At 59.8% G+C, this 26,443-nt stretch carries 29 protein-coding genes; 9 read left to right on the top strand and 20 right to left on the bottom strand.

All coding sequences use genetic code 11. The features are described from left to right. Window positions 1–207: 207 nt before the first annotated feature. From OK142_RS21350 to OK142_RS21330, 5 genes are all read right to left on the bottom strand, one after another. On the bottom strand, window positions 208–2,703 hold the full coding sequence (locus OK142_RS21350; RefSeq protein WP_444759636.1) for a TonB-dependent receptor: 2,496 nt from the start codon (window positions 2,701–2,703) through the stop codon (window positions 208–210). Between the two features lie 91 nt (window positions 2,704–2,794). Then, window positions 2,795–3,745 carry a FecR family protein gene (locus OK142_RS21345; RefSeq protein ID WP_498685027.1) on the bottom strand — a complete coding sequence of 317 codons (951 nt, stop codon included), beginning with the start codon at window positions 3,743–3,745 and terminating at the stop codon, window positions 2,795–2,797. After that, window positions 3,742–4,266, bottom strand: coding sequence for an RNA polymerase sigma factor (locus OK142_RS21340; protein WP_313609743.1), 525 nt, complete (start codon window positions 4,264–4,266; stop codon window positions 3,742–3,744). The genes OK142_RS21345 and OK142_RS21340 overlap by 4 nt, the downstream gene beginning before the upstream one ends. Window positions 4,267–4,411: 145 nt before the next feature. Continuing rightward, window positions 4,412–5,677, bottom strand: a complete 1,266-nt coding sequence (locus tag OK142_RS21335; protein ID WP_498685025.1) for a HAMP domain-containing sensor histidine kinase — start codon at window positions 5,675–5,677, stop codon at window positions 4,412–4,414. Then, a complete protein-coding gene (locus tag OK142_RS21330; protein WP_498685022.1) occupies window positions 5,674–6,405 on the bottom strand; it encodes a response regulator in 732 nt (243 codons plus the stop codon). The genes OK142_RS21335 and OK142_RS21330 overlap by 4 nt, the downstream gene beginning before the upstream one ends. Before the next feature lie 202 nt (window positions 6,406–6,607). Between OK142_RS21330 and OK142_RS21325 the strand changes: the two genes are divergently transcribed. The 4 genes from OK142_RS21325 to OK142_RS21310 all read left to right on the top strand — a co-directional run bounded on the left by OK142_RS21325 (window position 6,608) and on the right by OK142_RS21310 (window position 10,785). Further along, window positions 6,608–7,225, top strand: coding sequence for a hypothetical protein (locus OK142_RS21325; protein WP_498685020.1), 618 nt, complete (start codon window positions 6,608–6,610; stop codon window positions 7,223–7,225). A 124-nt stretch (window positions 7,226–7,349) separates the two neighbouring features. Continuing rightward, entirely contained in the window at window positions 7,350–7,598 is a 249-nt protein-coding gene (locus tag OK142_RS21320; RefSeq protein ID WP_137038790.1) for a hypothetical protein, read from the top strand. Between the two features lie 2 nt (window positions 7,599–7,600). Then, a complete protein-coding gene (locus tag OK142_RS21315) occupies window positions 7,601–8,824 on the top strand; it encodes an efflux RND transporter periplasmic adaptor subunit (RefSeq protein WP_498685018.1) in 1,224 nt (407 codons plus the stop codon). A gap of 2 nt (window positions 8,825–8,826) precedes the next feature. Next, on the top strand, window positions 8,827–10,785 hold the full coding sequence (locus OK142_RS21310) for a MacB family efflux pump subunit (protein WP_498685016.1): 1,959 nt from the start codon (window positions 8,827–8,829) through the stop codon (window positions 10,783–10,785). Between the two features lie 16 nt (window positions 10,786–10,801). Here OK142_RS21310 and OK142_RS21305 read toward each other — a convergent pair whose 3' ends face one another. Beyond that, complete coding sequence (locus tag OK142_RS21305; RefSeq protein WP_003499836.1) at window positions 10,802–11,038, bottom strand: acyl carrier protein; 237 nt, start codon at window positions 11,036–11,038, stop codon at window positions 10,802–10,804. Window positions 11,039–11,350: 312 nt separating this feature from the next. On the opposite strand from OK142_RS21305, the gene OK142_RS21300 reads away from it, so the two are divergent. Next, window positions 11,351–12,448 carry an acyltransferase family protein gene (locus tag OK142_RS21300; RefSeq protein ID WP_498685012.1) on the top strand — a complete coding sequence of 366 codons (1,098 nt, stop codon included), beginning with the start codon at window positions 11,351–11,353 and terminating at the stop codon, window positions 12,446–12,448. A 279-nt stretch (window positions 12,449–12,727) separates the two neighbouring features. Here the strand turns inward: OK142_RS21300 and OK142_RS21295 are convergent, their stop codons facing one another. The 14 genes from OK142_RS21295 to OK142_RS21230 all read right to left on the bottom strand — a co-directional run bounded on the left by OK142_RS21295 (window position 12,728) and on the right by OK142_RS21230 (window position 21,833). Next, window positions 12,728–13,036 (bottom strand): hypothetical protein, encoded by a 309-nt coding sequence (locus tag OK142_RS21295; RefSeq protein WP_003499825.1) that lies wholly within the window; start codon window positions 13,034–13,036, stop codon window positions 12,728–12,730. A gap of 12 nt (window positions 13,037–13,048) precedes the next feature. Beyond that, complete coding sequence (locus tag OK142_RS21290) at window positions 13,049–13,339, bottom strand: hypothetical protein (protein WP_498685010.1); 291 nt, start codon at window positions 13,337–13,339, stop codon at window positions 13,049–13,051. Between the two features lie 578 nt (window positions 13,340–13,917). Further along, a complete protein-coding gene (locus OK142_RS21285) occupies window positions 13,918–14,055 on the bottom strand; it encodes a hypothetical protein (RefSeq protein ID WP_003499822.1) in 138 nt (45 codons plus the stop codon). A gap of 86 nt (window positions 14,056–14,141) precedes the next feature. Next, a complete protein-coding gene (locus OK142_RS21280; RefSeq protein WP_082185907.1) occupies window positions 14,142–14,420 on the bottom strand; it encodes a hypothetical protein in 279 nt (92 codons plus the stop codon). 148 nt (window positions 14,421–14,568) lie between these two features. After that, window positions 14,569–14,784 carry a hypothetical protein gene (locus OK142_RS21275; protein ID WP_003499818.1) on the bottom strand — a complete coding sequence of 72 codons (216 nt, stop codon included), beginning with the start codon at window positions 14,782–14,784 and terminating at the stop codon, window positions 14,569–14,571. Window positions 14,785–14,819: 35 nt separating this feature from the next. After that, window positions 14,820–15,056 carry a 30S ribosomal protein S21 gene (rpsU, locus tag OK142_RS21270; RefSeq protein WP_035225615.1) on the bottom strand — a complete coding sequence of 79 codons (237 nt, stop codon included), beginning with the start codon at window positions 15,054–15,056 and terminating at the stop codon, window positions 14,820–14,822. Between the two features lie 27 nt (window positions 15,057–15,083). Further along, window positions 15,084–15,371, bottom strand: a complete 288-nt coding sequence (locus OK142_RS21265) for a hypothetical protein (protein WP_003499813.1) — start codon at window positions 15,369–15,371, stop codon at window positions 15,084–15,086. Between the two features lie 111 nt (window positions 15,372–15,482). Then, a complete protein-coding gene (locus tag OK142_RS21260; RefSeq protein ID WP_003499811.1) occupies window positions 15,483–15,692 on the bottom strand; it encodes a cold-shock protein in 210 nt (69 codons plus the stop codon). Between the two features lie 270 nt (window positions 15,693–15,962). Continuing rightward, window positions 15,963–16,133, bottom strand: a complete 171-nt coding sequence (locus tag OK142_RS21255; RefSeq protein WP_003499808.1) for a hypothetical protein — start codon at window positions 16,131–16,133, stop codon at window positions 15,963–15,965. Window positions 16,134–16,469: 336 nt separating this feature from the next. Next, window positions 16,470–17,705 (bottom strand): Gfo/Idh/MocA family protein, encoded by a 1,236-nt coding sequence (locus OK142_RS21250; RefSeq protein ID WP_498685003.1) that lies wholly within the window; start codon window positions 17,703–17,705, stop codon window positions 16,470–16,472. A gap of 19 nt (window positions 17,706–17,724) precedes the next feature. Beyond that, the gene (locus tag OK142_RS21245; RefSeq protein ID WP_003499802.1) at window positions 17,725–18,546 is read right to left on the bottom strand and encodes a sugar phosphate isomerase/epimerase family protein; all 822 of its coding nucleotides are present in this window, start codon (window positions 18,544–18,546) and stop codon (window positions 17,725–17,727) included. Window positions 18,547–18,572: 26 nt separating this feature from the next. Then, window positions 18,573–19,736, bottom strand: a complete 1,164-nt coding sequence (locus OK142_RS21240) for a dihydrodipicolinate synthase family protein (protein WP_498685000.1) — start codon at window positions 19,734–19,736, stop codon at window positions 18,573–18,575. A gap of 10 nt (window positions 19,737–19,746) precedes the next feature. Then, on the bottom strand, window positions 19,747–20,889 hold the full coding sequence (locus OK142_RS21235; RefSeq protein ID WP_216332335.1) for a Gfo/Idh/MocA family protein: 1,143 nt from the start codon (window positions 20,887–20,889) through the stop codon (window positions 19,747–19,749). Window positions 20,890–21,134: 245 nt separating this feature from the next. Beyond that, window positions 21,135–21,833, bottom strand: coding sequence for a TetR/AcrR family transcriptional regulator (locus OK142_RS21230; protein WP_082185910.1), 699 nt, complete (start codon window positions 21,831–21,833; stop codon window positions 21,135–21,137). Between the two features lie 118 nt (window positions 21,834–21,951). On the opposite strand from OK142_RS21230, the gene OK142_RS21225 reads away from it, so the two are divergent. The 4 genes from OK142_RS21225 to OK142_RS21210 all read left to right on the top strand — a co-directional run bounded on the left by OK142_RS21225 (window position 21,952) and on the right by OK142_RS21210 (window position 26,230). Further along, entirely contained in the window at window positions 21,952–23,241 is a 1,290-nt protein-coding gene (locus OK142_RS21225) for an ABC transporter substrate-binding protein (protein ID WP_035243412.1), read from the top strand. A gap of 6 nt (window positions 23,242–23,247) precedes the next feature. Next, window positions 23,248–24,201, top strand: coding sequence for a carbohydrate ABC transporter permease (locus tag OK142_RS21220; protein ID WP_003499791.1), 954 nt, complete (start codon window positions 23,248–23,250; stop codon window positions 24,199–24,201). Continuing rightward, window positions 24,194–25,069 (top strand): carbohydrate ABC transporter permease, encoded by an 876-nt coding sequence (locus OK142_RS21215; protein ID WP_498684997.1) that lies wholly within the window; start codon window positions 24,194–24,196, stop codon window positions 25,067–25,069. Before OK142_RS21220 ends, OK142_RS21215 begins: the two co-directional genes overlap by 8 nt. Before the next feature lie 84 nt (window positions 25,070–25,153). Further along, the gene (locus OK142_RS21210) at window positions 25,154–26,230 is read left to right on the top strand and encodes an ABC transporter ATP-binding protein (protein WP_313616561.1); all 1,077 of its coding nucleotides are present in this window, start codon (window positions 25,154–25,156) and stop codon (window positions 26,228–26,230) included. The last annotated feature ends 213 nt before the right edge of the window (window positions 26,231–26,443 follow it).

The raw sequence follows: 26,443 nt of genomic DNA, 5'->3' as shown, positions 1-26,443 counted from the left end.
GGGGTGAGCGGCCGAAGCGGTCTCCACTGACGGGAATAGTGCAAAGCCCCCGTCACTCTCGACGTCATCCTCGGGCTTGACCCGAGGATCTACGGTCGATCGATCAATGGATCCTCGGGTCAAGCCCGAGGATGAGGGCAGGTTTGGATGCCCTTTATCGATGTTCGGGGCAGAAAGCTCCGCCCCGCTGGCTCAGTCATCTTCCGCTCAGAACTTGCGGCTGATCGACAGTTTGAAATTGCGCCCCGGCATGGCGGCGATGCGGTCGCTGAGATAGGGGAAGTAATATTTGTCGAACAGGTTGTCGATTGAGGCGTGCACTTCCGTTCCGGCCATCATGCCTTCCTTCGGCGTCCAGTCGAGGGCAATGCCGTGGACCGCGTAGCCGGGGCTTTCGGGCCGGGCGTAGGAGGCGCCGCCCTGGTTGGCGGGTGTATTTTCCTGCGCGGCGACGAATTGTCCGTTCCAGCTAAGCGCCAGATCCCAGTCAGGCAGCTTGTAGCCAAGCTGAACATTGGCTGTGAACGGCGAAAGATCGTTCACATAGGTATCCCGGCCATAGACATTGTTGATTGCGCCGTTACGCGAGCCGTTCATCCACGACAGGCCGAGATTTCCGAAGATGTGGTCGGAATCGTAGCTTGCCGAAACATCGAGGCCGTAAATCTTGTAGGAAGGGGTATTCCAGTAAAACGGCACGTTCTTGACGCCGGCAAGGTTGGCGGTGCCGAAGCGGCGCGTGATGGGATTGGTGACGTTGTTATAAAAGCCGCCAATCGAGGCCGTCAGGCTGTCGCCATTCAGGAACACGTCGTCGAATTGCTGCGAGACGCCGATGTTGAAATTGTTGTTGCGCTCCACTTTCAGGTTGCGCGATGTTCCCGACGCCGTGGTTGCCAGGCTTTGGCTTGAATAGATCTCGTCGATGACGGGTGCGCGCATCGCATAGGCCCAGTCGGCGAAAAAGGTAGTGCCCGGAACCGCTTCCCAGCGCATGCTGAGAGCCGGCGTCGCGCCGCTATGGGAGACGGCGGAATAGTCGTGCCCGGCGGCCGGAGTGTTAAAGCGCGGCGCCGCATTTGGAACGCCTTCGGAGCGGACATGGTCGAACCTGATGCCGGGTGTCACCTTGAAGGTGTCCGTCAGGCTGATTTCGTCACGGAAAAAGGCCGCTATGGTTTCCTGCGTGCCTTCCGGTTTGATCCACGATGCATAATAGCCGTAATTATATTGCGCACTGGTGCGGTTGGCTATGTCATACATCCACGAGTCCCGGTCGTGGCGCATATATTGCACGCCGTAATTGGCGACGTGGGACAATCCGCCCAGTTCGAAATTGGAGGTGTTCTCCGCTTCCAGCTTGAAGTCGGTATATTTCGTATCGTCCTGCATGCCGCCCAGCGATCCGCTGGGCACGAAACCCGGAATGGTCGGGCGGGTCATGTCGAGGCTGGTGGCGGAGAAGCTCGCCATCGCCTTGAAATTCACGAGATCGCTGTCGCCGTCATAGGAATATTTCAGCGTCGAGGAGAAATCCTCCATGTCGCGCCAGGCAAGCGCCCTCAGCCGCGCCAGATCGTAACCATAGGTCTTGATGGTGTAAGCGGTGAGACCCAGATCGCCACGGTTGGCGGCAAGCGGGCCGTAATCGGCCGATTTGCCGTAGATGACCGACGCACGCAGTTCGTGGCCGTCATAGGCAGCGCCGGCATTGGCGGAAAAGGAGGTGATCTTGTCGTTGGAGGCGTCATAGACCTGCCCGCCGCCGACGCGCACATTGTCGCTCTTGCGCCAGATCACCGAGGCAAGCCCGTCATAGGTCACGGCGCCGCCGAAATCCGATTTGCCGTAAATGGCCGCCGATCCAAGCTTCTGCTTGTTGGCGGACTGGAAGCTGCTCTTGCCCCAGGCGCCGAAGGTCTGTCCCGGTTTCAGCATGTCGGAGGCCGTCTTGCTTTCCATGATGACAGTACCGCCGAAGCCGCCATTGCCATAACGAACGGATGTCGCGCCCTTCTGGATTTCCACGCGCTTGAGCAGTTCCGGATCAATGAACACAGTGCCCTGATCGTAGCGCTCGAAGTTCTTCGGAGCGCCGTCGAGCAGAAGTCGCACGTCGGACTGGCGGGCGAAGCCGCGAATGGCGGTGGATTGGCCCTGCAATCGCACGCCGCCGCTGGAACTGACACCGGGCGTCTTCTGGAGAAGTTGCGGCAGGGAGGTGGCTTGCGCCGCCTCGATGGCGGCCTGATCGATCTCGACAACGCTTGGCGCGTCGCCGTTGAACACACGGCCGCCCTTGAGCGTGATCGGCTCGAGAAGCGTTCCGTCACCATTTTCGGTCGTTCCGGCGGAGCGGCTCGCCATCTCCATCCTGACGGTTTTTTCACCGATGAACTGGTAGCGGATTCCGGTTCCGGACAGCAGCCGTTCCAGCGCCTCGGCCGGGGTCATGGTGCCCGATACGGGAGCGCTTTTGAGGCCTCTGGCGACAGAGGCGTCATAGACCATCTGAAGGCCGGACTGGCTGGCGAGACGATTGAGCGCGCTCGCCATGTTGCCGGCGGGCAGATTGATCGCGATCCGCTGCGTCTGCTGCGCCAGGGCCGATGCCGGAATGGTTGCCACCGCCGCACTCGCAAGCAAAATGGATAATAGCGATACGCGGGTCCGGTGGCGGAAAGTCGGTTCTGGTCTTGTCATGGCGGGCACCTCTCCGGGGCAGCAAATGGGGTTCTGCTCCACGAACGAACGAGCCCGCTTTTCAGGGACACCTCCGCCGGAGAAATTTCATTCAATAAAGAACGGTCAGATAAGGACCTGCCCTGACGACACCGATCTCAAGCGCGGCAGCCAGATCCGCAAGGGCCGCACCCGGGTCGGAAAGGTCGAAATTGCCCGACAGCCGTTTTCTCCGAAGGCTCTCCCGCGTCACGACGATGCGGCCGGGAAGATAACGCTCAAAGGTCTCCACCACTTCGGAAAGCGGCCTGTCCTCGAAGACGAAGCGGCCGTTACGCCAGGCGGCGATGGAGGAGGGATCGACCGTCTCGATGCTGCCCAGCAGGCCATCCGACGAATAGTCGACGCGCTGGTTTTCGTTGAGCCGGCCGTTCTGGCCCTGCTGGCCCGTCTCCACGGATACGCTGTGTTCCAGCACCGTCACGCTCGTTGCCTCGTTGCGCATGTCGATGTCGAAGGCGGTGCCGAGTGCGGTGGTCGTGCCGCCGGCGGCCTCGACGGAAAAGGGCCGCGCCGCATCGGGCGCGACTTCTACGAAGATTTCCCCGCGTAGCAGCAATAGACGCCGTTCCTTTGCGGAAAAACGCAGCGCGATGGCCGAATTGGCGTTCAGGGTAATGGTTGAACCGTCCGGCGTGGTGACGATCTGCCGTTCCGCCGTGCCGGACATATAGTCGGCACGCAGACGCATGGGCATATCGGTCAGGTAAAAACCTGATAGCAGCGAGACGCCGGCAATTGCCGCCGCTGCCGCCTTGCCTTTGGCGTTGCCGCGCTTGCGGGTCGCCTTCAGGAGAAACGCCTGATCAGCCGCAAGCAGGGCGCCGGCGTCGCCCATCAGACATCGGACACGCTCATAGGCTTTTGCATGTCTCTCATCCCTGGTGAGCCAGGCATCGAAATCCGCTGCCAGTGCTGAGTCGTCCGGCCTTTCCCGCCGTTGCAGAAACCAGTCGACGGCTTCCTCGCGCAGCGTCGAGGCGGTTTTTATCAGACCCGTCACAGCGTTTCCTCCAGACATTCCAGGCAATGCAGATAGGCCTCGCGGAGATGGCGGTCGACCATGTTCTTGCTGATGCCGCTTCTTTCAGCGATCTCGAGCGAATTCAGGTTTCCGATGCTGCTGGCAAGAAAGACCCGCCGGCGCTGCAACGACATGCCCATCACCGCGCGGCGCAACATTTTCAGGCGATGTTCCCTGTCGGCAAGGCTGTCCGCATCGGCTACCGGCTGCGGGGCGGCGAGCGCTTCTTCCATGCTGCCGGAAAACAGCCTGCGCTCGAATTGTTCGCGACGAAGGCGGTCAATGCCGAGATTGGCGCAGGCGCGGACCAGGAAGGCGCGGATGAGCGAGGTATTCTCAGGCAACCTCGGTTTTCCAGTCAGCCGCACGTAAAGATCGTGGACGATCTCCTGCGAAATGGCGGTTGTGTGCCCGCGCCGGTTCATGGCCTTGCACAGTTCCTCATAATAGAGCTGTACGGCATCATCAACGAGTGCGCGTGACGTGGGCTTGCTCCACATGAGGCGGGTTCCCGGTCGGAAGAATTGAGCGATCCCCGGGTCAATAGGTGAAAAATCACCCGATGGCAAGAAACATGACTAATTTTATCATGTATCTTTTTTCTCAGCAAAAAAGGTCAGGCCGACAGACAATGCCGGCCGTTTTTCAAGGTGCCGCTCTGGCAAAGATCACTGTCTGGATCAGGCCCTGTTTCCTGTGGTTGGCGATGGTGATCGTGCCGCCGAAACGTTCGATGATTTCCTTGGCGATGGCCAGACCAAGCCCGACACCCGGGATCGATTTGCGCCGGGCGAGATCCACCCGGAAGAAGGGTTCGAAAACCCTGCCGATCAGCTCCTGCGGAATGCCGGGACCTTCATCCCGTATCGTCACGACGATCTCGCTTTCATCTTCGGTCAGGTCGATATGCGCCTTTTTCCCATGGGTGACGGCGTTGAGCACGAGGTTACGCATGGCCCTTTTGAGCGCGAGCGGCGCGGCCCTGATCGTCATGGTCGCTTCCGGCTCCATGAAATCCAGCGCACCGGCGTGGCCGAGATCGGAAAGGTCTCTTACGATTTCGCGGAGCAGCGCGCCGATATCGATCGTCTTGACCGTATCCTGGTTCACCTCTTCGCGCACCAGCATGATGGCGCTGTCGGCGATGGCATCCAGTTCTTCGAGGTCCGCCAGCCATTTGGCCCGTTCCTCGTCGTTTTCGATGAATTCCGCCCTGAGGCGCATGCGGGTCATCGGGGTTCTGAGGTCATGGCCGGCGGCGGCGACAAGGCGCATCCGGCTTTCCATCGCCGCCTTCAGGCGCGCGGCGAGCTCGTTCAGCGCCCGTGCCGTGGCGCGGATTTCGCCGGGCCCGGTTTCCGGCAGGCGCGGCAGCGAACCGTCTGGCCCGATGCTGGCGGCGGCATTTTCCAGCATGTCGAGCGGGCGGGTGATCTTGGTCGCGGCAAAGATCGAAACCGCAGCACTGCCGAGAATGATGAGGCCGATCCACATGCCGAAGACCTTCCAGCCGCCGGGCGGCGGGCCCATATGCGGAATTTCGGCGACCAGCCATCCGCCTTTTTCAAGCGCGATGGCCGCGACCGGTGCGGGGTTTCCCGGCATGCGAACGACGATTGCGGCGCGGGGTTCTCCGACACGGGTGAGCGCCTTTTCCAGAAATTCCGAAAGCATGCCGTCCGGGTCACCTGTCGGCGGCCGTTGTTCGATGCGAAAATAGCCTGGTTGTTGCAGGGTCGGGTCGCGCTCGGCCATCGTCACGGCAAAGGCGAGACTGCGCGCCAGGGGCTCGATGGTGGCGTCGGGCGGCGGCGGCCGCAATGTCCGGTCGGCCACGACAGTCGCAAGCGCGATGACCGCGATGATGGAGGCGATCAGCAGGGCGGCGATACGGTTTCTCAGCGAATTCATCGCGGCACCGGCAGGGTTTTGACCTGCACCGTCATCTGGTAACCGCCGTTGCGCACCGTCTTGAAAATCGGGCTTGCTGCGTCGGCGTCCAGCTTTTTGCGCAACCGGCTCATCAGCACGTCTATCGAGCGGTCGAAAGGACCGCGGTCCCTGCCCTGAGTCAGATCGAGAAGCTGGTCGCGGGAAAGAAGCCGGCCGGGCCTGTCGAGAAAGACTTTCAGCAGATCGAATTCCGCCCCCGTCAACTCGATCTTTTCACCGCCCGCGTGGATGACGGAGCGCTGCTCCGGATCGGCGGTAAACTGCGCAAAATGATAGGCGGCGGATGCGGCGCGGGGAACTTCCTGCGGTGTCGCACGGCGCAGCACGGCCTTGATGCGCGCCGTCAATTCGCGCGGGTTGAAGGGTTTGCCGAGATAGTCGTCGGCGCCGATCTCCAGCCCGACGATCCGGTCCACATCTTCCTTGAGCGCGGTTAAAAGAATGACGGGCGTGCGTGGCCGGCGGCCCTGAAGATCGCGGCAGATATCGAGGCCCGAGCCATCGGGCAGCATCACGTCGAGCACGATGAGATCGGGATCGGAACTGACGATCTTTTCCTCGAACTCGCGCCTGTCGGCGGCCATCGACACGCGAAATCCCTGCGAGCCGAGATATTTCGCGAGCAATGTGCGTATTTCCGGATCGTCATCAACGATCAATACATGTGTAACCGAAACCGTCGTCATATCGTCCAACCTTTTGATGCCACTATACATAAGCGTCGCAAGGAAACGGCGGATTTTTGCAACGAAAGCTTTCCACCGCCCGTCTGGCAACATTCGGTTACAAATAGGCCGGCTGCGAAAGAAAATCGGAAACATTCGGACCAAAGCCGGAAACCCGGCACTCCTATCGTCCTTTCATGTTGGAAAACGGAAGGAAGGTAAGATGAGAAACTCGTTATTGGCCACCGCCGTCATCGCGACCGCAATTTTGGGCGCTTCTGCCGTCTCGCAGGCGGAGGAGCAGAATGCGCCGGCACCACAGGCAACCGAGCAGGGCGTGCCGCCCGGGGCTCCCGATCTCGGCCCGGATCGTGGACCAGATCGGGGGCCGATGCCACACATCCGCAGAATGGCAGGACCTGATGTTCTCGGATTGGCGACGAAGCTTTCGGCCGCCGAAATCTATATTGGCGTTACGCCGGAACAACTCGGTCCGTGGCGGGCCTATGCCTCGGCGCTGATCGATCTCGTTTCGCCCGGTCCTGAGCGCGCGCCGCCGCCGACAGTGTCGGCCGAAGATTCGGCCAGACCCGAGCCGCGTCTTGCAGGCGAGGAACTGGCAGGCATCGTCGCGAAGAAAGCCGAGCAGGCGAAAACCTTGCAGGACGCCGTCGCAGCGCTGAAGCCGAAGCTCTCGCCGCAGCAGGTACAGAAACTTGCCGAACTCGAGCGTGCCTTGATGCCACCTCCCGGCCCGCGCCACGGACCCGGGGAGGGCGATCGTTTCGGACCGCCTCATGGCTACACGATGCCGCCGGTTCCGCAGGCGGAGCGGGGCTGAAACCACTATTCACAGTTTCCTCCTTTAATCTGCCCCCCAGTAGAGGAGGAAATCAGCCGGTGACGGCTGCAGCCGGGGGATCGCTCGCCCGCGATCCCCCGCGTGATTTTCAAGCGGGAAGACGATGATGAAATATTTCTATGTGGTTCTGGCAACGGTCTTCGGCTTGAGCTTTGTCTGGTCTGTCGCCGCAGCCAGGGAACGGGCGGTGGAAACGCCGGCGACGAAATCGCGGCAGGTAGAAAAGCGGCTGCATCCCGCCTGCAAGACGGACCAGCACGAAAAGACGGGCTCCAAACGTGCTCGCAACACCTGCCGCAAGGCTGACGCTGAAAAATCCACAGGCGCCTATCGCCGGCCGGACTGGACATAAATATGAAAACGGCACGTAAGGCAGGGGCATTGCTGGCGATTGCGGCTCTGGCTGCAGGCGGTTACTGGCTGTCCTCGCAATATACACGGGCCGCCACGCCCGCCTACATCACATCGCAGGTGACGCGCGGCGATATAGAGCAGACGGTGCTGGCAACCGGAACGCTGAAACCCGTTCGCCTCGTGGCCGTCGGCGCACAGGCCTCCGGTCGCATCACCGCCGTCAAGGTTGCGCTGGGAGACACGGTGAAGGCGGGCGATCTCGTCGCCGAGATCGATTCCGTCACCCAGACCAACAGCCTGCGCACCGCGCAGGCAGCGCTGGCCAATGTGAACGCGCAGCGTGTAGAGAAACAGGCGACGCTTGTTCTCAACCGCCAGAGCCTTGCCCGCCAGCAGGAAATGGTCTCCAAGAACGCCGCCTCCCGTGCCGATTTCGAAAGCGCCACCGCAGCACTCGCCGTTACCGAGGCGCAGATCAAGGCAATTGACGCCCAGATCGAGGAGGCGCAGGTCGCGGTCGAAACCGCCGAAGCCAATCTTGGCTATACGAAGATCACCGCTCCCATCGAAGGCACGGTTCTGTCGATCGTCAGCCAGGAAGGGCAGACCGTCAACGCCACCCAATCCGCGCCGACCATCGTGATCCTCGGCCAGCTTGACCGCATGACGGTGCGCACGGAAATTTCCGAAGCGGATGTAACGAGGGTGAAGCCCGACCTGCCGGTCTATTTCACGGTGCTTGGCGAGCCGCAGCAGCGCTACGATGCGAAGCTCGTTTCCATTGAGCCCGCGCCGGAATCGGTGCGCAGCGATTCCAGCTTCAGCTCCTCGACGTCTTCCACATCCACCTCGTCCTCCTCCAGCACCTCGTCATCGGAAGCCATCTATTATAACGGCGTTTTCGAGGTGCCGAACCCGGAAGGCAAATTGCGCACCTATATGACGGCGGAGGTTCATATCCTTCTCGGAGAGGCAAAGGACGTCCTGACGGTTCCTGCCGCCGCACTTGGTAATATGGATGGAAACGGCGATTATTCGGTGCGCGTGGTCGCTGCCGATAGCGGGATTTCCGAGCGCAAGGTGAAGGTGGGGCTGAACAACAAGGTCACGGCTGAGATTCTCTCCGGCCTTGCCGAGAACGAGCGCGTCGTGACCGGAGAGCTTTCAGCCGAAAGCAAAACGAACTCCATGCCGGGGCCGGGCGGGCCGCCGATGGGGCTTTGAATATGGCTGCCTCTCTGATCAGCCTCAAATCCGTGCGGCGGGACTATCCCTCCGGCGAAGGCACCATCAGCGTGCTCAAGAACATCGACCTCACCATCGAGGCCGGCGAGATGGTGGCGATCGTCGGCGCGTCCGGATCGGGCAAGTCGACGCTGATGAATATTCTCGGTTGCCTCGATCGACCGAGTTCGGGAAGCTACAGCATCAGGGGCCGGGAAACGGCGCATCTCGATGCCGATGAATTGTCGGCGCTCAGGCGCGAAAATCTCGGCTTCATCTTCCAGCGTTACCATCTGCTGGCGGAATTGACGGCGCTCGGCAATGTCGAAATCCCGGCAATTTACGCCAGCAAGTCGCAGGCTGAGCGCAGGAGCAATGCCGCAAGGCTTCTTGGCCGCCTTGGCATGGCGGAACGCCTCGATCACCGGCCCGGCCAGCTTTCCGGCGGCCAGCAGCAGCGTGTCTCCATCGCCCGCGCCCTGATGAACGATGCCGAGGTCATCCTTGCCGATGAACCGACCGGCGCGCTCGACAGTGCTAGCGGCGATGAGGTGTTGCGTATTCTCGACGAGCTGCATGCCGAAGGCCGCACCGTCATCATCGTCACCCATGACATGTCGATTGCCAGACGCGCGGGGCGGATCATCGAAATCAGCGACGGCGCCATCGTTTCGGACCGGAAGGCGGATGCATTGGCGATATTGCCGGAAGAGGTCCGGCCCGCTGCCGTTTCCCGCGGGACTTCAGGCCTCTCCAGTCTCGTTTCCTCACTCCGCGAAGCCTTGCGCATGGCGCTTCTGTCGATGCGGGCGCACAAGCTGCGTACTTTCCTCACCATGCTGGGCATCATCATCGGCATCGCCTCGGTCATCAGCGTCGTGGCGCTCGGGCAGGGGTCGCAGCAGCGCGTATTGCAGAATATTTCGAGCCTCGGCACCAACACGCTCGAAATCTTCGCGGGCAAGGATTTCGGCGACATCAGGTCGGGCAAGATCACCACGCTTGTCGTCTCTGACGCCGATGCGCTCGCCCAACAATCCTATGTCGCGGCGGTCACGCCGACGGTGTCCACCTCCAGCACGGTGCGTTTCGGCGCGAAGGAGGCGAATGCGCTCGTCAACGGCGTCAGCGAGCGTTATTTCGTCGCCAAGGGCACCAAGCTGTCGCAGGGGCGGTTTTTCGATGCGGCTAGCGTCGCGCAGAAGGCGCAGGAGGTGGTGATCGACGAAAATACCCGCAAATCGCTGTTTGCGGATTTCAGCGGCAGTCCCGTCGGTCAGGTCATTCTCATCGGCAAGGTGCCGGCCCGCATCGTCGGCATCACGCAGGCGCAGCAGGGCGGTTTTGGTTCAAGCCAGAACCTGTCGCTTTATCTGCCCTATACCGCCGTCCAGTCGCGCTTCCTCGGCAGCCTGTCGCTGCGCAGCATCACGGTGCAGGTAAGCGACGATACCGACGCCGCCATTGCCGAACAGGCGGTGACGACGCTTTTGACCCAGCGGCACGGCACCCGGGATTTCTACATTCTCAACACCGACGATATTCGTCAGACGATCACCAGCACCACGCAGACGCTCACGCTTCTGATTGCGGCGATTGCGGTGATCTCGCTTCTGGTCGGCGGTATCGGGGTGATGAACATCATGCTCGTTTCCGTCTCCGAGCGCGTGTCGGAAATCGGCGTGCGCATGGCCGTCGGCGCTCGGCGCACCGATATTCTGCGGCAGTTCCTGATCGAGGCAGTGCTCGTCTGCATCATCGGCGGTACGCTCGGCGTGCTGAGCAGTCTCGGCTTCGGGGTGCTTTTCGCCGCCTTCAGCAGCAATTTCGCCATGGTCTATTCCACGACGCCAATCGTTGCCGCTTTCGTCTGCTCGACGCTGATCGGTGTCGTCTTCGGCTACCTGCCGGCGCGCAACGCGTCGAAACTCGACCCCGTCGCGGCACTGTCGGCAGGATAGTGCTTGCCGCTACCGGTCACGCCTTGTTTTTTTCGATGAAACGAATGGCGTCGCCGACGGTCAGGATCGTGTTGGCGGCGGAATCGGGGATTTCCACGCCGAACTCTTCCTCGATTTCCATGACGACCTGAACGACTTCGAGAGAATCGGCACCGAGATCGTCAGCAAAATTGGCGTCGTCGACAACCGTGCCTGGGTCTACACCCAGCTGGTCGACGATGATTTTTTTGATACGGTCTGCGATGCTGGACATGGTGGGACTCCGCGAAAGTTGCTTGCCGCCGTACCGCACGATTGAATTTGCGCCCAGAACATCTGTGCGAAAATCGAAGCCGGTTTTCGCGAGGCATAATGCGCGGAGTCAAAGGTTCAAAGCATCGATGACATCCGGACGTAGCATGCCTTTGGCGACTGCGAAAGAGCGTTGACCGCGCGTAGATGCCCCATAAGAATGCGGGGTGTGCGCCGCGTTGAACAGTTTGTGACTGGAAGCGGTGAACCGCTGCGCGCTAAACCGCGTTTTTATGGAGTAAATATCGTTCAGCCCCACCGAGCATCCATGCCCATGGTCCAGTCGTCCCCGGAACGCTTCATATTGCTCGATGGCATAAGGGGTGTGGCCGCCCTATTTATCGTGCACCGCCATGCCGAGGTGCTTTTCGGAAAGAGCACGGCGTCGAGCTATCTCGCCGTCGATCTGTTCTTTGCGCTCAGCGGTTTCGTGCTGGCGCATGCCTATAGCGTAAAACTGCGCGAAGGCGCGATAACGCCCGGCTTTTTCATGAAGGCGCGCTTTGCGCGTCTTTACCCGCTCTATGTGCTGGCGCTGGCCCTGATGGCGGCCTATTTCATCTGTCTTTACGTTCTCGGTCTGCCAACGCCGATCGATGATCTCCATCGCCTCATTGATCCCGGCGAGCTGGCTTTCGCTCTGGTGACGGGGCTTCTCTTTCTGCCAGCGCCCTTCACGTTGACATTGAACGGGGCCCTGTTCCTGGTCAGTCCGGCATGGTCGCTTTTCAACGAGCTGGTCGTGAATGCGGTTTATTCCCGATGGGGCGTGCGGGCGACAACGAAGCAGACGATTGCGGTGCTGGCCGTCAGCGCTGTCGTGCTGATGGTGGCGGCTGCGGAGTTCGGCAGACTGCATGCGGGCTTTCGCTGGAACGAAATGTATGCCGGCATGGGCAGGGTGTTTTTCTCATTTTTCGCCGGCGTATTGATCTACCGTTTCCGCAACCGCGTTCCGGAGCTGAGGCCTGTCCATGCGGCTCTTTGCCTCCTCGTGGTCTGCGTCATCCTTGCCATGCCCATGTCTCGTGAGCTGCGGCCGTTCTTTGACCTTGCAGTCGTTCTTTTTGTCTGGCCGCTGCTGCTGTTCGTTGCCAGCAAGACTGTTCCCGGCCGCAGGGTTGGCATGGTGTCGGCGTTCCTCGGTACGGCGTCCTACGCGGTCTATGTGCTGCATATTCCGCTTCTGGCCTGGATGGAGTTTCTGGTTCCTGCAGTCCACAGGGACAATATCGCCTTGCCTGCCGGTATCGTGTTCCTGATCGGAACGACGTGCCTGTCATGGTACCTGACGGTCCATTACGATCAGCCTGTCCAGAAATGGCTAAAGATCCGCTTGAAAAAGCGGACCGACATCAGGCAGCCGGTGTGACCGCAGGACTGAATGGTCAGTAATGGGCGAAGATCGGGGCCGTTAGCACAAAGGCGGCGACGAGGCTGATGATCGTCAGTTTCGCGGCGCGCATGCGGCGCATTCTACGGCCGCTCCAGTCATACGTCATACTCACCCTCCACGCAGACGCAAACTCCCGGACATGATGTCCGATCGATTTAGTGTCTCCTGATATATCCCGTTTGCCAAGCCGTTATTTTCATCGGTGATTTTGATGGTTATTAAATCTGGTAGACTGGGCCGGTTGTCGGCGGAGCCTCAGGGGAAAAGCCGAATGAGTTGATTATCTTTCAATTTCAGACGGCTGCCCTCGTCAGAAGAGATGCAGCTTTCAATATTCCGGCGCAAATCCTCGGGAACAACAGGGCCACCGGCCTTCAACAGCTTGTCGCCCATCGAAAAGAGAATGCCGAACTGGGCTTCGCATTCCGATGACGTCATCAGTTGCGGCAGCGCCGAAACAACGTTCGGCGCAACAATTTTATCCGTATCGTACAGGGTGACGAGATACCATGTCAGGAACAGCCCGAGCCAAAGGCCGGTGCTGACCATGATGTATTCACGCATCTGCGCTCTCCCTCAGTGCCGGTAAAGCAGTGGCAGGCCCTGGATTGCATAACGGGGGAGCGGTTTCCATGGTTTGATCCGGTCGTGCTTCTGGACGCCGAACAGGAAACGCATTTCTTTCGTCAGTTCCACAGGATCGGTCAGGCCGTCCTGATACAGTTCGATTATCTTGCGGGCTGCCCTGTTGTGAAGTTTCTTGTCGTTATCCTCGTCATGGCAATTGAAGCCGACATTTTCGAGGACCGATTGAAGCATTTTGAGATCCTGGGAAGAGATCAGGCAGCTATGGGATGCGGAAGACATTGAATCCTCCTTTCTTGTGAGCTCAGAAAAGCCGGAGCGTCGCGCGTCCCTTATTAAGGCTGCACGGGGACGCTCCAACATTTTGAAACGATGCCGGGACGGTTGATGACCGATGCCGGTTTTCGGGCCGATGCCTTCGGCAGGCCCTGGTGAATTCCAAGGGCGGCCGGTCCATCGAAAGCATGTGTAAAACGGGGCTTGAAATCGGCAACCAGCCTCAAGACGGCAACGCCCTTTAAAATCGCCGCCAATAAAAGGTGCGCTCTTTGCACGGAATACGCAAGTTAATTCCGCCGTCAGCGGCGGTATTGAGCAGGTTTCGGCATGGCCTTTAAAGACAACAAAAAAGGCCGGGGCAATATTGCACCGACCTTCCTCATATCGCTCTTAACACCAGTGCCAGTACATCCGTGGTCAAAAGTCCAAAGCGACTAAAACAACTGCGAACGACAATTTAACTTGCGCTCACCAGCAGCTGCTACCTTCTTTGTATAGAAGGGCAATGTGGCCAAAACAAGTCCGTGTACCAGGAGATGTTTCGTTGCCGGCGCCTGTCAGCGACCGGCTTCGACCTTGCCCTATTTCTTTTTGCCATCCGCTGTCGTGGCGTTTGCGAACTTGACCTGCGAGCCAGCTGGCGCTGCTGCTGCGGCCTTGGTCTTGTCCTTCTTCGGCTTGCGGATTTCCTTGTTGCTGCGTACTTGACCCTTGGCCATGGTGTCCTCCTCATATTGAACTGGTATCGGATGCGGTCCGTGCATGGTCGCTCGTCACAGGCCGATTGCGGCAAGCGGCCTTATCGTCACGGGGAAGGTGGTCCAGACAGTGGATTTTTCTCCACGGCCGGGTTGGTCAGGCGGATACGCCCTGCAGAGAGGAGGCTTCGCGCCATGCGGGTCTGACGGCTGAAATCCGGAAAGGCCGAAAAGCCTGTCGGTTCCCCGCGATAGTAGTCCACGCGCTCAGCCGTTTCTTCGGCTTTGCCCAGGAGTAGACGCAACGAGGCGTTTTCCCGGTAGCCCGCGCCACCGGTGCGGACGAGGTTGCGTGAGAGGCTTGATGAATAAAACTCGGAAGACATCTCGACCTTCTTTCGTTCGGGGGCGAGGACACTCAGCCCTCAATCATCAGCGTCATTCAGCGGAATGCTGACCACGCGAAGCCTGCGCCTGTTATGTATCAGGTTCAAGAATTTTTTGCGGTCGGCCGCGTCAAAAAACGCAGCCGGATCATTTTTTCGCGGAGGGCTTTTTCGGGCGTGCGGGCACAGGGGCGACGATGGTCGCTTCCTGTGCTTCGCGAAGCTGGCGAAGGCGTTCCGTCTTGCGGGCACGCTGGGCGGACTCAGCATTGATGATCTGCTTTGCCGCGCTGTCCGTCAGCGATGCCTTGTCCTGCGCGGATAATTTGCCGGGTTTGAAAAAGGCTTCTTTTGTCGCAGCCATTGGCATTCTCCTTTGCGCAAGCGCTGTTTTGACGGTTAGCGGGCGCGGGCAACCTTCTTGGGGGAGGGAAGCAGTCCCTCGCGCTGCAATTTCTTCTTCGCCATCTTGCGGTGGCGGCGCACGGCTTCGGCTTCCTCACGGATGCGCTTTTCCGACGGCTTTTCGTAGGATTCACGCGCGCGCATTTCGCGGAAGATACCTTCGCGCTGCATTCTCTTCTTCAGGACGCGAAGGGCCTGTTCAACATTGTTATCTCGGACGAGTACCTGCAAAATATCTCCTTAACGCAGCCACCGCTGCTATTTTCTGATCTTGATCGTATTCGTGTTGATCCAGCTCGATCCCGGCGCGCGGGGTGCTGAATTCTCCACATCTCGGGCCCGCGATGACGAGGAAGCCGCATCAATTTCGTCGAGCGCTATATTCCGTTCGAAATTCTCGTGCTGGAAACGCACCCTGAAACGAACCAGGCCCTGTGTTTCCGGCAGAACCGCTATGATCCGGCCGGGGCCGCTGGGCTGATTGGCGCCAAGGACGCCTGCCTTCAGAACGATCGCATCGCCGGAGCGGTATAGATTTTTGCGCATGAGGGCCTCCCATGGCCAAAAAAACAAAAGGCCGGGCTTAAACCCGACCTCTCACAATCACTCGAACCGGCAGCCAGTACATCCGTGGTCTGCGGGGTCAAATGACAAATATCAAGCTGCCTGAAGGTTATCGGCGGAGCTTTTGCCGGACTTGCGGTCCTGGACGATGTCGTAGGTGATCTTCTGACCGTCGTTCAGCGAACGCATGCCTGCGCGCTCAACAGCAGAGATGTGGACGAAAACGTCCGTGCCGCCGTTGTCAGGCTGAATGAAGCCGAAGCCCTTGGTGGCGTTGAACCACTTTACAGTACCAGTGTTCATAACGATTTCCTTTCGTAGCAATCGTTGTGGTTCCCGCGATACCTTGCGGGATTAGATCGATTATTTGAGAGGAAATCCGTCGGGACGTAGTGTCCCAGGAGCGACGTCACAAGCAATGGTCGATATGGCGAATATAGGCTCAATTTTTGATTTTGCAATGGGCCGGGGCGGGAATTGCATCATTCGACGATGGTCATGCGCATAAGTCACTGTTAAAATTTACTTTTTCCACGCGTAGCCCGGTTGCGAAACCAATTTTTCGATGTTTTGTCAGCCTGCACCGGGAGAGACGTCTTTCGCGTCGTCCTCTGGCAGGCTGCCCGCGCCGGGCGTCTTGTCATGGTCGGTGAGGGAGGGTTTGGCATGCGGGCCGGCGGGTGGGATTTCGCTTGCCTTCGAGGGCCGTTTATCGGTCGTTTTCGGCTTTTGCTGCTGCGTCATCGCGCGTTCTCCTGTTGGACAGGGAAACGCCGGGATGAGTGCGAAGTTCCGCTGGCGCGCCAGGGCAGGCGCGCTTTTCACCGTCAGCGGCGGGAGCGCGGCTTTTTCTCTTGCCTGTTCATGTCGCGGCCTACCCATTTGAAGAATAGGATAAGGCTGGCGCCAATGATGATGAGCGGAACGAGTGATTGAAGACTGGACATGGTTAACTCTTTCTTCCCCCGGCCATCACCTTACCGGCAGGGAAGAAGCGCGTAATCTGTGGAATGTCGTCCGTTCTTTTTGGCAGTTGCGGCGCGCGGCGACAGAATCGAAAGGGCCGCGCACCGGAAATATCTAGCGGGGCAGGGATTTCACCGCCGCCGTGCCGCCTTCGCGGGCGCTCTTCAGGGCTGCCACGCCGCAGAGAACGGACATGGCGCCGGCGCGTGAACCGGCCCGCTGCCGCAGCCGGTCGTTGGAGCCGGGCTTGAAGATCATGTCTCGCATGCGGTTGTCGCCGCCATAGTGGCCGCCCGGCTCGTGCGGCACCCAGATACGCTCGACGCCGCCGCCGAAACTTTTCACCAGCAGGATTTCGTCAGCCGGCGGCTCCGTCCAGGGCTGCTTTTCATACTGGCGCATCTCGATTCGGCCCTTGTGCCCGTTGAAGGCGATGTGGTGGCCCTCGATCGGCATATAGGTGTTGAGCGAATAGGAGACCTGCACGCCGCTTGCATAACGGATGGAGGCGCTCATCGTATCAGGGATATCGATCTCCTCGCGGAACACGCAGGCGTCACGCATATAGCCGTCCACGGCCGAAGGGTCTTCATAGAGCGCATCGAGGAAGGGGTCGGCGCCGAGATCCATGAAATAGTCGCACTCCTCCTTGTGCGGACAGGTGCGACAGCGCGTTCCCCGGAATGGGCCGTTCTTGCCATAATGCAGCAATTGCCCAAACCCTTTGACTTCGACGGGGTCGGAATCGAGATACCAGTTCAGAAGATCGAAATGGTGCGTGGCCTTGTGCACGAACAGGCTGCCCGAATGTTCGGTGAAGGCGTGCCAGCGGCGGAAGTAATCCGCGCCGTGCTGGTTATCGAGGTACCAGTGGAAATCGACCGAGGTGACGGTGCCGATCGCGCCGTCGTCGATCAGCTCCTTGATGCGCGCGGCCGTCGGCGAAAAACGGTAATTGAAGGACACGTCGACGCGGCGGCCGCTTTTCGCCTCCGCCGCGCGGATGCGGTCGATCTTTTCCGGCGTCGTGGTCATGGGTTTTTCACTGATGACATCGGCGCCGCCTTCAAGCGCACGGATGATGATGTCGTCATGGGTGTCGTCTGGCGTGCAGACGATCACCAGCTCCGGTCGCTGCTCCACCATCATCCGGTCGAAGTCATCATAAAGAGGTGCGCTGGATCCCATCATGGCGCGGGCCCGTTCGGCGCGCATCAGGTTCAGGTCGCAAATGCCGACCAGCTCGACATAGTCGCTCCACCCGGCCAGAAGTTCGCGGCCCCACATGGTGGTGCCGCGATTGCCGGTGCCGACCAGCGCATAGCGTTTGCGTTTCACCCTTTCAGGCATTGTCTCTCTCCCGGATATATCAACAAACAGTCTTGAAACGCTCCACCACGGTGGTGAGAACCTCATCCATCGGGCGCGCCTGCCAGCGATGCGAAAAAATCTCCACTTCCTGCGGGCCGTGGAAGCCGGCGGCCTCGATCATGGCGCGAAATGCCTTGAGGTCAATCACGCCGTCGCCCATCATGCCGCGATCGTTGAGCGGATCGGTCGTCGGCACCAGCCAGTCGCAGATATGGTGCGCCAGAATTTGCCCGTTCCGGCCCGCGCGCGCCACCTGTTCCTCCAGTTCCGGGTCCCACCACACGTGGTAGACATCGATGGCGACGCCGGTTCCAGACCCCAGCCTGTCGCAGAGATCGAGCGACTGTTTCAGCGTGTTGAAGCAGGCGCGGTCGGCGGCATAGAAGGGATGCAGCGGCTCGATGGCGAGCGGCACGCCAGCGGCGCGCGCATAGGGCAGAAGTTCGGCCATGCCGTCTTCCACCATCTGCCGCGCACCTTTGAGATCGCGCGAGCCGGCGGGCAGACCGCCCACAACAAGCACGAGGCAGTCTGCCTTCATGGCGGCGGCCTCATCGACGGCGCGTTTATTGTCCTCGATGGCGCGGCGGCGGCCTTCCGCATCGGGGGCGGGGAAAAAGCCGCCACGGCAATGGCCGCTGAGGCGAATGCCGTTCTGTTCAACGATGCGGGCGGCTTCAGTAAGGCCGATGCCGTGCACCTGTTCGCGCCAGGGCGAAATGGCGGTGATGCCATGCGCAAGGCAGGCATCGACGATAGCGCCGAAATCGCCGCCCTGTCGCACGGTGGCGAAATTGATGGAAAGGCCTTCAAGGCTCATGTCGTTCTCTCCCTTGTTCTATTGCCTCAGCCGATGCCCCGCACCGCCAGAAACGCTTTCATGCGGTGCGTGGCGAGATCCGGCTCGGCAAGCACATTCGCCTTGTCCGCCAGCCGGAAAAGCTCGGCGAAATGCTGGGTGGAGCGGGTGCTTTCCTGCCCGCCGACCATGGTGAAATGGTCCTGCAGGCCATTGAGATAGGCGAGGAATACGACGCCGGTCTTGTAGAAGCGGGTCGGCACCTTGAAGATATGGCGCGAAAGCGCCACCGTCGGCTCCAGAATGTCGAAGAATTCATTGTCCGCACCGCGCTTCAGGCTGGCGAGCGCCTTGGAGGCGGCCGGCGCAATGGCGTCGAAAATGCCCAGCAGCGCGTCCGAATGACCTTTTTCGTCACCGGCGATCAGTTCGGCATAATTGAAATCGTCGCCGGTATACATGCGCACGCCTGCAGGCAGGCGGCGGCGCATGACGATTTCCTTTTCCTTGGAGAGAAGCGAAATCTTGATGCCGTCGATCTTGTCGGCATTCTCCGCGATCATGGCAAGGCAGGTTTCCATTGCCTCCATGTGGTCGCCGGCCCCCCAATAACCCTCAAGCGCCGGGTCGAACATTTCACCCAGCCAGTGGATCACCACCTTTTCATCCGCGCGGGACAGAACCTTGGCATAGGCGCGCAGATAGTCGTCCGGTGAACGGGCGGCAGCGGCCAGTGCACGGCTTGCCATCAGGATGACGCGGCCACCTTCTCCCTGAACAAAATCAAGCTGTTCGATGTAAGAGTCGATAATCTGGTTCAGGTCGTGGCTGCCGCCATTGAGATGATCCGTGCCAACGCCGCAGGCAATCAGCGCATCCTTGCGGGTGGCCGCTTCCTTCAACGATCGGGAGATCAGTTCCTGCGCCTGCGGCCATGCCAGCCCCATGCCGCGCTGAGCCGTATCCATGGCCTCGGCGACACCAAGGCCGAGGTCCCACAGGCGGTGACGGAAACGCAACGTGGCGTCCCAGTCGATGGCGGGCGTCAACCACGGGTCGTTGTCGGCAAGGGGATCGGCCACCACATGGGCCGCGGCGAAGGCGACGCGGTTGAAATCCGCAGCACTTCGTTTTTCGACGGGAACAGGCGTGCCTGACAGCCGGTAGACCTCAATGCTGCGGTCGTCCTTCGGAAGCTTGAGTTCGCTCACTGTCGCCTCCTCAGGAAAGTGTGGGAACGTCGAGCCAGCGGCGTTCCTTCCACGATCTCAGCCCCAGTTCGGCCAACTGCACGCCCTTCACGCCTTCCATCAGCCCGTAGGGCCATGGGTCGTTATCGACGAGATGGCGCACGAACATTTCCCATTGCGCCTTGAAGCCGTTGTCGTAGACAACATTGTCCGGCACTTCCTGCCAGGTCTTGTAGAAATCGATGGTTTGCGGCTGGTCTGGGTTCCACACCGGCTTCGGCGTGTTGGTGCGATGCTGGGTAAAGCATTTGGTGAGGCCCGCCACCGCCGAACCATGGGTGCCGTCCACCTGGAAGGTGACGAGATCGTCGCGGCGTACCCGCACGGCCCAGGAAGAGTTGATGTGGGCGATAGCGCCGCCTTCCAGCTCGAATGTGGCATAGGCAGCATCGTCCGCATCTGCCTTATAGGCTTTGCCCTGCTCGTCGAAACGTTCAGGAATATGGGTTGCGCCGAGGCAGCTGACGGATTTGACCGGGCCGAACAGATTGTCGAGCACATAACGCCAGTGGCACAGCATATCGAGAATGATGCCGCCGCCATCCTTCAGGCGGTAATTCCAGGAAGGACGCTGCGCCGGCTGCCAGTCTCCCTCGAAGACCCAGTAACCGAACTCGCCGCGCACCGAGAGGATTTTCCCGAAAAAGCCGCTGTCACGCAGCATGGCGAGCTTGCGAAGGCCGGGCAGAAACAGCTTATCCTGCACCACGCCGTGCTTGATGCCCGCGCTTTCGGCCAGCCGGGCAATCGCCAGCGCTTCTTCCATCGTATCGGAAATCGGCTTTTCGCAATAAACGTTCTTGCCGGCCTTGATGGCTTTCTCCAGCAGGCTGCCGCGCATCTGCGTCGTGCCGGCGTCGAAGAACAGCGTGTCATCGGGGTTTGCGAGCGCCGCATCAATATCGGTCGTCCAGCGCGCGACATTGTGCTTTTTGGCGATTTCCTCGATTTTCGCACCGTTGCGGCCGACCAGAATGGGGTCGAGCATGACCCTTTCGCCGCTCTTCAAAACCACGCCGCCCTGATCGCGAATGGCGAGAACGGAGCGCACGAGGTGCTGATTGTAACCCATGCGGCCGGTGATGCCGTGCATGATGACGCCGATACGTTTCATGAATTTCCTCCCAAGGCGACCTTTTCCCAAAAGCCGCTTCCGTCAAACATGGCAATTTGTAACCATTTGGTTATTTGTGATCGTGAAGGACGCGATCTGTCAAGGTGTTTTTGGCAGGAAAATCACATGTTGTGGCGGCGGCTGGAATCACGGCTTCGTGCCGCGGCGCAAAAGGAAACGACGCGCTTCGCGAATGCGAATGGCGCGTCGTCGCTGTTGTTAAAGAGGAATTCGGTTTTTGCGGCTCAGACCGGCCGCACTGCAGCAAGCAGGGTGTCAACGATATGCTGGCCCCAGCGTTCGAGTTCGGCGGGGTCGGTCAGGTCGCGCTGGAAGATCGTCGACAGCGTAAATCGATTCGACAGATAGAAAGCGCCGAGCGAGGCAATCGTCAGATAGACGTCGATCGGATCAAGGCCGTCACGGAATTCGCCCGTATCGCTGCCGCGCCGCAGCACGTCCTCAAGCTCGGAAATGAAGTTCGAGTGCATGGCTGCAATCGTCGGGGATTGCTTGAGATAGCGGGCTTTATTGAGATTTTCGGTGGCGAGGATGCTCAGGAATTCCGGGTGGTCGAGAAAATAATGCCAGGTGAAAAGCGCAAGTTCCCGCAGGCCTTCCGACGGCGCCTTGCGGGTGAGGTCAAGCCGTCTTTCGGTGTGACGGATATGGCGATAGGCGTCTTCCAGAACCGCGAGATAGAGCGCGTCCTTGTCGCCGAAATAATGGTAGATCATCCGCTTGTTGGTGCCGGCCCGCCTTGCGACGACGTCGATGCGCGCGCCTGCCAGCCCCTTGGCGGCCACCTCACGGCGGGCGGCTTCGAGGATGGCTGCCCGCGTTCTCTCGGGGTTTCGCACCTGGGCCGTCGCACGTTTACGCTTGGGGGCAGGCGCTTTTTCGGGAGCCGGATCGGGCTGATGGTTTTTCGTCGTTTCTTCCATTTCATCACCCGCTTGACAATGTTGTCGATCAGTGTTCCCATGTAACCAATTAGTTATAAAACGGCAATAGTCGTTTACACTCATCATCAATTTGGCAGTCAATAGGGAGGAGTTGCCAATGTCCGTGATGCTTCAGAGGAGAACTGTGCTTTCTGCGGGCCTTGCGGCCCTTTCACTTGCAACATTGGGGGGCGGTTCGGCGCAGGCTCAGGCCGCGCGGCTGCGTATGTTGTGGTGGGGGTCGCAGGAGCGTGCGGATCGTACCAACAAGGCGATAGCCGCCTACAAGCAGGTCAAGCCCGATCTCGACATTGCCGGTGAATTCGCCGGCTGGAGCGATTACTGGCCGCGCCTTGCCACGCAGGTTGCGGGCCGCAATGCGCCGGACCTGATCCAGATGGATTATCGCTATATCTTCGAATATGGCCGGCGCGGCGCGTTGGCGCCTCTCGACGACTATATCGGCAAGGGTCTGAAGATCGAAGATTTCGGCAAGATGAACATCGATTCCGGCCGGGTCGACGGCAAGCTTTACGGCATCAATCTCGGGGTCAATTCCAGTGCTGTCTTCTTCGACAAGGCGGCTTGGGAAAAATCCGGTGCGACGCCGCCGTCGATCGGCCAGACCTGGGAGGAGTTTGCCGAAAACGCCGCCAAGCTCAGCAAAAACAAGCCGAAGCCCGGCTATTACGCGACGGCTGATGCGAGCGGCGTGGAGCCGAGCTTCGAGAACTGGCTGCGCCAGAACGGCAAATCGCTTTACACGCAGGATGGTGGTATCGGTTTTGATCCCACCGACGCGACCAAGTGGTTCACCATGTGGGCGGATCTGCGCAAGAGCGGCGCCTGCGTGCCGGCCGATGTCCAGGCGCTCGACCAGCTCAACATCGAGACGAACCCGCTGACAACGGGCAAGGCGGCAACCGCATTCGCCCATTCCAACCAGTTCGTGGGTTACCAGGCGCTCAACAAGTCCAAGCTGGCGATGAGCTCCTATCCGAAGAGCAAGAAGGATGGCCCTTCTGGCCATTATCTGAAGCCCTCGATGCTGATCAGCGTCGCCAATGGCAGCGCCGGAATTGAGCAGGCGATCGGCTTCATCAACTTCCTCGTCGCCGAACCGCAGGGCATCGATATTCTCGGTGTGGAACGCGGCGTTCCGGCATCGGAATCCATGCGCGACGCGCTGACCCCCAAGCTCGACGAGGTCAGCAAGAGCATGGTGGAATATATTGCCAAAATCACCCCCGATGTCGGCGATCTGCCGCCCGCACCACCTCCGGGCGCCGGCGAATTCGCCTTCGTCCTGAAGCGCACGGCCGAGGAAGTCGGCTTCGGCAAGATCTCGCCGGAACAGGGTGGTGACCGGCTCGTCAAGGAATCTGAAACCGTTATCAAACGGAAGTGATAATGTATGGCCTTTCGATCTGAAACACTCGTTGAGGAGAGCCGTGGCGCGGCTCTCCCGAAGCGGGGCGGCGTGAAGCGGATTTTCGACCGCAACATTCACGCCTACCTGTTTCTTCTGCCCTGGCTGATCGGCTTTTTCGGCCTCACCCTCGGCCCGGCGCTCGCGTCGCTCTATCTGTCGTTCACCAATTACGACCTGTTGCAATCTCCGGATTGGGTGGGGGCGGCCAACTACGTGCGCATCGCCACCGCCGACCCCAAATTCGCAGCCGCCATGCAGGTGACGTTTACCTATGTGCTGCTGTCGGTGCCCTTGAAGCTCATCTTTGCGCTTCTGGTCGCACTCGCCTTCAATCGCGGCATCAAGGGGCTGACGCTCTACCGGGCGATCTTCTATCTGCCGTCGCTGCTCGGTTCCAGCGTGGCTATCGCCGTTCTCTGGCGCCAGCTTTTCGCCTCCGACGGTCTCGTCAACATGATCCTGTGGCAGGCCTTCGGTTATGAAGGGCCAAGCTGGATTTCCAATCCGGATTATTCGATCTACACGCTGGTCATCCTGTCCGTCTGGCAGTTCGGTTCGCCGATGATCATCTTCCTCGCGGGTCTGAGACAAATTCCGCAGGATATGTATGAGGCGGCCGATATCGACGGCGCGGGCAAGATGCGACAGTTCTTCCGCATTACGCTGCCGCTTTTGACGCCGGTGATCTTCTTCAACGCCGTGATCCAGACGATCGACGCCTTCAAGGCCTTCACGCCCGCCTTCATCATCTCCGAAGGCACCGGCGGCCCGATCAACTCGACGCTGTTCTACACGCTCTACCTCTACCAGGAAGCCTTCGGTTTCTTCCGCATGGGCTATGCCTCGGCGCTTGCCTGGATATTGGTGATCATCATCTCGCTGTTTACGGCCTTCTCGTTCCTCAGCGCAAAATACTGGGTGCATTACGATGACTGACGCTGTTACCGCTCCCCGGCCGGGACAAGGCCCGCAACGCACGCCGCTGAAATCGATATTGCTGCACACGGCGCTGATCATCGCGTCCTTCGCGATGCTCTATCCGATCCTGTGGATGATTTCGGGTTCGTTCCGTCCGCAGGATGAGCTGTTCGGCTCTTCCTCGCTCATTCCTTCGTCGGTTGATTTCGGCGGGTATATCCGTGGCTGGTCCGGGCTGCAGGTGAGTTTCGGGCAGTTCTTCTGGAACTCCTTCTTCATCTCGGTGCTGGCCACCATCGGCAATGTCGTCGGATGTTCGCTCGCCGCCTTCGCTTTTGCCCGGCTTCGGTTCGGCGGGCGCAATTTCTGGTTCGCGCTGATGCTCGGCACGCTCATGCTGCCCTATCACGTGGTGCTCATCCCGCAATATATCTTGTTTCTGGAAATGGGCTGGGTGAATACGTCGCTGCCGCTGATCGTGCCGAAATATCTGGCGACGGACGCGTTCTTCATCTTCCTGATGGTGCAGTTCTTCCGCGGCATTCCGCGCGAACTGGATGAGGCGGCTGTCATGGATGGCTGCTCGCCCTTCCGCATTTACTGGAAGATCATGCTGCCGCTGTCCATGCCGGTTCTGGCCACGGCCGCGATCTTTTCCTTCATCTGGACATGGGACGATTTCTTCGGCCCGCTGATCTATCTGAACGACATCAATACCTACACCGTGCAGCTCGGCCTCAGATCCTTCGTGGATTCCACCGGCAGCTCGGACTGGACCTCGCTTTTCGCCATGTCCAACCTGTCATTGGTGCCGGTCTTCCTGTTCTTCCTGTTCTTCCAGCGGCTGTTGATCGAGGGCATCGCCACCACTGGGATGAAACGCTGAACGGAACCCGGACAGAGAACGAATTTTAGCATCAACACCGTCGCGGCCGCTCTTTCACGCGGCGCGACGGTCGGGAGAAACAGCATGGCAAGCAGCATTACGCTCGAAAAAATCGTCAAAAGGTTCGGCGCCTTTCCGGTCGTTCACGGTATCGATCTCAAGATCGAGCCGGGTGAGTTCACCGTTTTCGTCGGCCCCTCGGGCTGTGGCAAATCCACGCTTCTGCGCATGATCGCCGGTCTTGAGGAAATCTCCGAGGGCGATCTTCGCATCGATGGCGAAAGGGTCAACGAAACAGCCGCCTCCAAGCGCGGCATCGCCATGGTTTTCCAGTCCTATGCCCTTTATCCGCATATGAGTGTTTATAAGAACCTCGCCTTCGGGCTGGAAACGGCAGGTTACAAGAAGCCGGAGGTCGAGGCGCGGGTTCAGAAGGCGGCCGATATCCTGCAGATCGGCCCGTTGTTGCAGCGCAAGCCGAAGGCGCTTTCGGGCGGTCAGCGCCAGCGCGTCGCCATCGGCCGGGCGATCGTGCGCGAGCCGAAGATTTTCCTGTTCGACGAGCCCCTGTCCAACCTCGATGCAGAGCTTCGCGTGCAGATGCGCGTTGAAATCGCCAAGCTGCACCAGACGCTCGGCAGCACCATGATCTATGTGACGCATGACCAGGTGGAGGCCATGACCATGGCCGACAAGATCGTGGTGTTGCGCGACGGCCGCATCATGCAGGTCGGCCGTCCGCTCGATCTTTACAACAATCCGGCCAACCAGTTCGTGGCTGGTTTCATCGGTTCGCCGAAGATGAACTTCCTCTCCGCGAAAGTCTCATCCGGCGATAGTTCCCACCGCACCATCGAGGTGGCCGGCCAGCGCATCGTGCTTGACAAGCCGGTGGCGGCTCAGGAGGGCGAGCCGCTTACCTTTGGCGTGCGTCCCGAACATGTGAACCCGCAGGCCCAGTCGGCCTCGCTCGGTGATGCCTCCATCCAGCTCGTCGAACATCTCGGCGGCTCGACGGTGGTTTACACCAGCACACCTGACGGCCAGCCCGCCACCGTTGTTCTCGACGGCCAGCGCCAAATCCGCATCGGCGAGACCATTCCCTTTGCGTTTGATCTGGCGAAGACGCATCTGTTCGGATCGGACGGGCGGCGGATATAGCGGACATGACCGGGTGGGGGAGGAGCATGCCTCCCTCATTCCTGTGCTTGTCACAGGAATCCAGCCGACGTGCGTCCGCGCGGCGAAAAGAGTCTTTTCAGCCCAAAGACTTGGGCTGGCTGGATCCCTGTGACAAGCACAGGGATGAGGGCAACAGGACGCGTTGTGACGATAGCGAATTTTAGTCCGCCGCGTCCGTTTTCGATAAGGGAA

This window comes from Agrobacterium sp. BT-220-3, from assembly GCF_025910175.1.
GTDB classification, from domain to species: Bacteria; Pseudomonadota; Alphaproteobacteria; order Rhizobiales; family Rhizobiaceae; genus Agrobacterium; species Agrobacterium oryzihabitans.
The sequence above is the reverse complement of the archived record's forward strand: the minus strand, read 5'-3'. Positions and strand labels throughout refer to the sequence as shown.

Excerpts from the sequence above, each read along its gene's own strand:
- OK142_RS21350 (WP_444759636.1), bottom strand. The coding sequence starts at position 2,703 with ATGACAAGACCAGAACCGACTTTCCGCCACCGGACCCGCGTATCGCTA.
- OK142_RS21340 (WP_313609743.1), bottom strand. The coding sequence starts at position 4,266 with ATGTGGAGCAAGCCCACGTCACGCGCACTCGTTGATGATGCCGTACAG.
- OK142_RS21335 (WP_498685025.1), bottom strand. The coding sequence starts at position 5,677 with ATGAATTCGCTGAGAAACCGTATCGCCGCCCTGCTGATCGCCTCCATC.
- OK142_RS21330 (WP_498685022.1), bottom strand. The coding sequence starts at position 6,405 with ATGACGACGGTTTCGGTTACACATGTATTGATCGTTGATGACGATCCG.
- OK142_RS21325 (WP_498685020.1), top strand. The coding sequence starts at position 6,608 with ATGAGAAACTCGTTATTGGCCACCGCCGTCATCGCGACCGCAATTTTG.
- OK142_RS21320 (WP_137038790.1), top strand. The coding sequence starts at position 7,350 with ATGATGAAATATTTCTATGTGGTTCTGGCAACGGTCTTCGGCTTGAGC.
- OK142_RS21315 (WP_498685018.1), top strand. The coding sequence starts at position 7,601 with ATGAAAACGGCACGTAAGGCAGGGGCATTGCTGGCGATTGCGGCTCTG.
- OK142_RS21310 (WP_498685016.1), top strand. The coding sequence starts at position 8,827 with ATGGCTGCCTCTCTGATCAGCCTCAAATCCGTGCGGCGGGACTATCCC.
- OK142_RS21305 (WP_003499836.1), bottom strand. The coding sequence starts at position 11,038 with ATGTCCAGCATCGCAGACCGTATCAAAAAAATCATCGTCGACCAGCTG.
- OK142_RS21300 (WP_498685012.1), top strand. The coding sequence starts at position 11,351 with ATGGTCCAGTCGTCCCCGGAACGCTTCATATTGCTCGATGGCATAAGG.
- OK142_RS21295 (WP_003499825.1), bottom strand. The coding sequence starts at position 13,036 with ATGCGTGAATACATCATGGTCAGCACCGGCCTTTGGCTCGGGCTGTTC.
- OK142_RS21290 (WP_498685010.1), bottom strand. The coding sequence starts at position 13,339 with ATGTCTTCCGCATCCCATAGCTGCCTGATCTCTTCCCAGGATCTCAAA.
- OK142_RS21285 (WP_003499822.1), bottom strand. The coding sequence starts at position 14,055 with ATGGCCAAGGGTCAAGTACGCAGCAACAAGGAAATCCGCAAGCCGAAG.
- OK142_RS21280 (WP_082185907.1), bottom strand. The coding sequence starts at position 14,420 with ATGTCTTCCGAGTTTTATTCATCAAGCCTCTCACGCAACCTCGTCCGC.
- OK142_RS21275 (WP_003499818.1), bottom strand. The coding sequence starts at position 14,784 with ATGGCTGCGACAAAAGAAGCCTTTTTCAAACCCGGCAAATTATCCGCG.
- OK142_RS21265 (WP_003499813.1), bottom strand. The coding sequence starts at position 15,371 with ATGCGCAAAAATCTATACCGCTCCGGCGATGCGATCGTTCTGAAGGCA.
- OK142_RS21260 (WP_003499811.1), bottom strand. The coding sequence starts at position 15,692 with ATGAACACTGGTACTGTAAAGTGGTTCAACGCCACCAAGGGCTTCGGC.
- OK142_RS21255 (WP_003499808.1), bottom strand. The coding sequence starts at position 16,133 with ATGACGCAGCAGCAAAAGCCGAAAACGACCGATAAACGGCCCTCGAAG.
- OK142_RS21250 (WP_498685003.1), bottom strand. The coding sequence starts at position 17,705 with ATGCCTGAAAGGGTGAAACGCAAACGCTATGCGCTGGTCGGCACCGGC.
- OK142_RS21245 (WP_003499802.1), bottom strand. The coding sequence starts at position 18,546 with ATGAGCCTTGAAGGCCTTTCCATCAATTTCGCCACCGTGCGACAGGGC.
- OK142_RS21235 (WP_216332335.1), bottom strand. The coding sequence starts at position 20,889 with ATGAAACGTATCGGCGTCATCATGCACGGCATCACCGGCCGCATGGGT.
- OK142_RS21230 (WP_082185910.1), bottom strand. The coding sequence starts at position 21,833 with ATGGAAGAAACGACGAAAAACCATCAGCCCGATCCGGCTCCCGAAAAA.
- OK142_RS21225 (WP_035243412.1), top strand. The coding sequence starts at position 21,952 with ATGTCCGTGATGCTTCAGAGGAGAACTGTGCTTTCTGCGGGCCTTGCG.
- OK142_RS21220 (WP_003499791.1), top strand. The coding sequence starts at position 23,248 with ATGGCCTTTCGATCTGAAACACTCGTTGAGGAGAGCCGTGGCGCGGCT.
- OK142_RS21215 (WP_498684997.1), top strand. The coding sequence starts at position 24,194 with ATGACTGACGCTGTTACCGCTCCCCGGCCGGGACAAGGCCCGCAACGC.
- OK142_RS21210 (WP_313616561.1), top strand. The coding sequence starts at position 25,154 with ATGGCAAGCAGCATTACGCTCGAAAAAATCGTCAAAAGGTTCGGCGCC.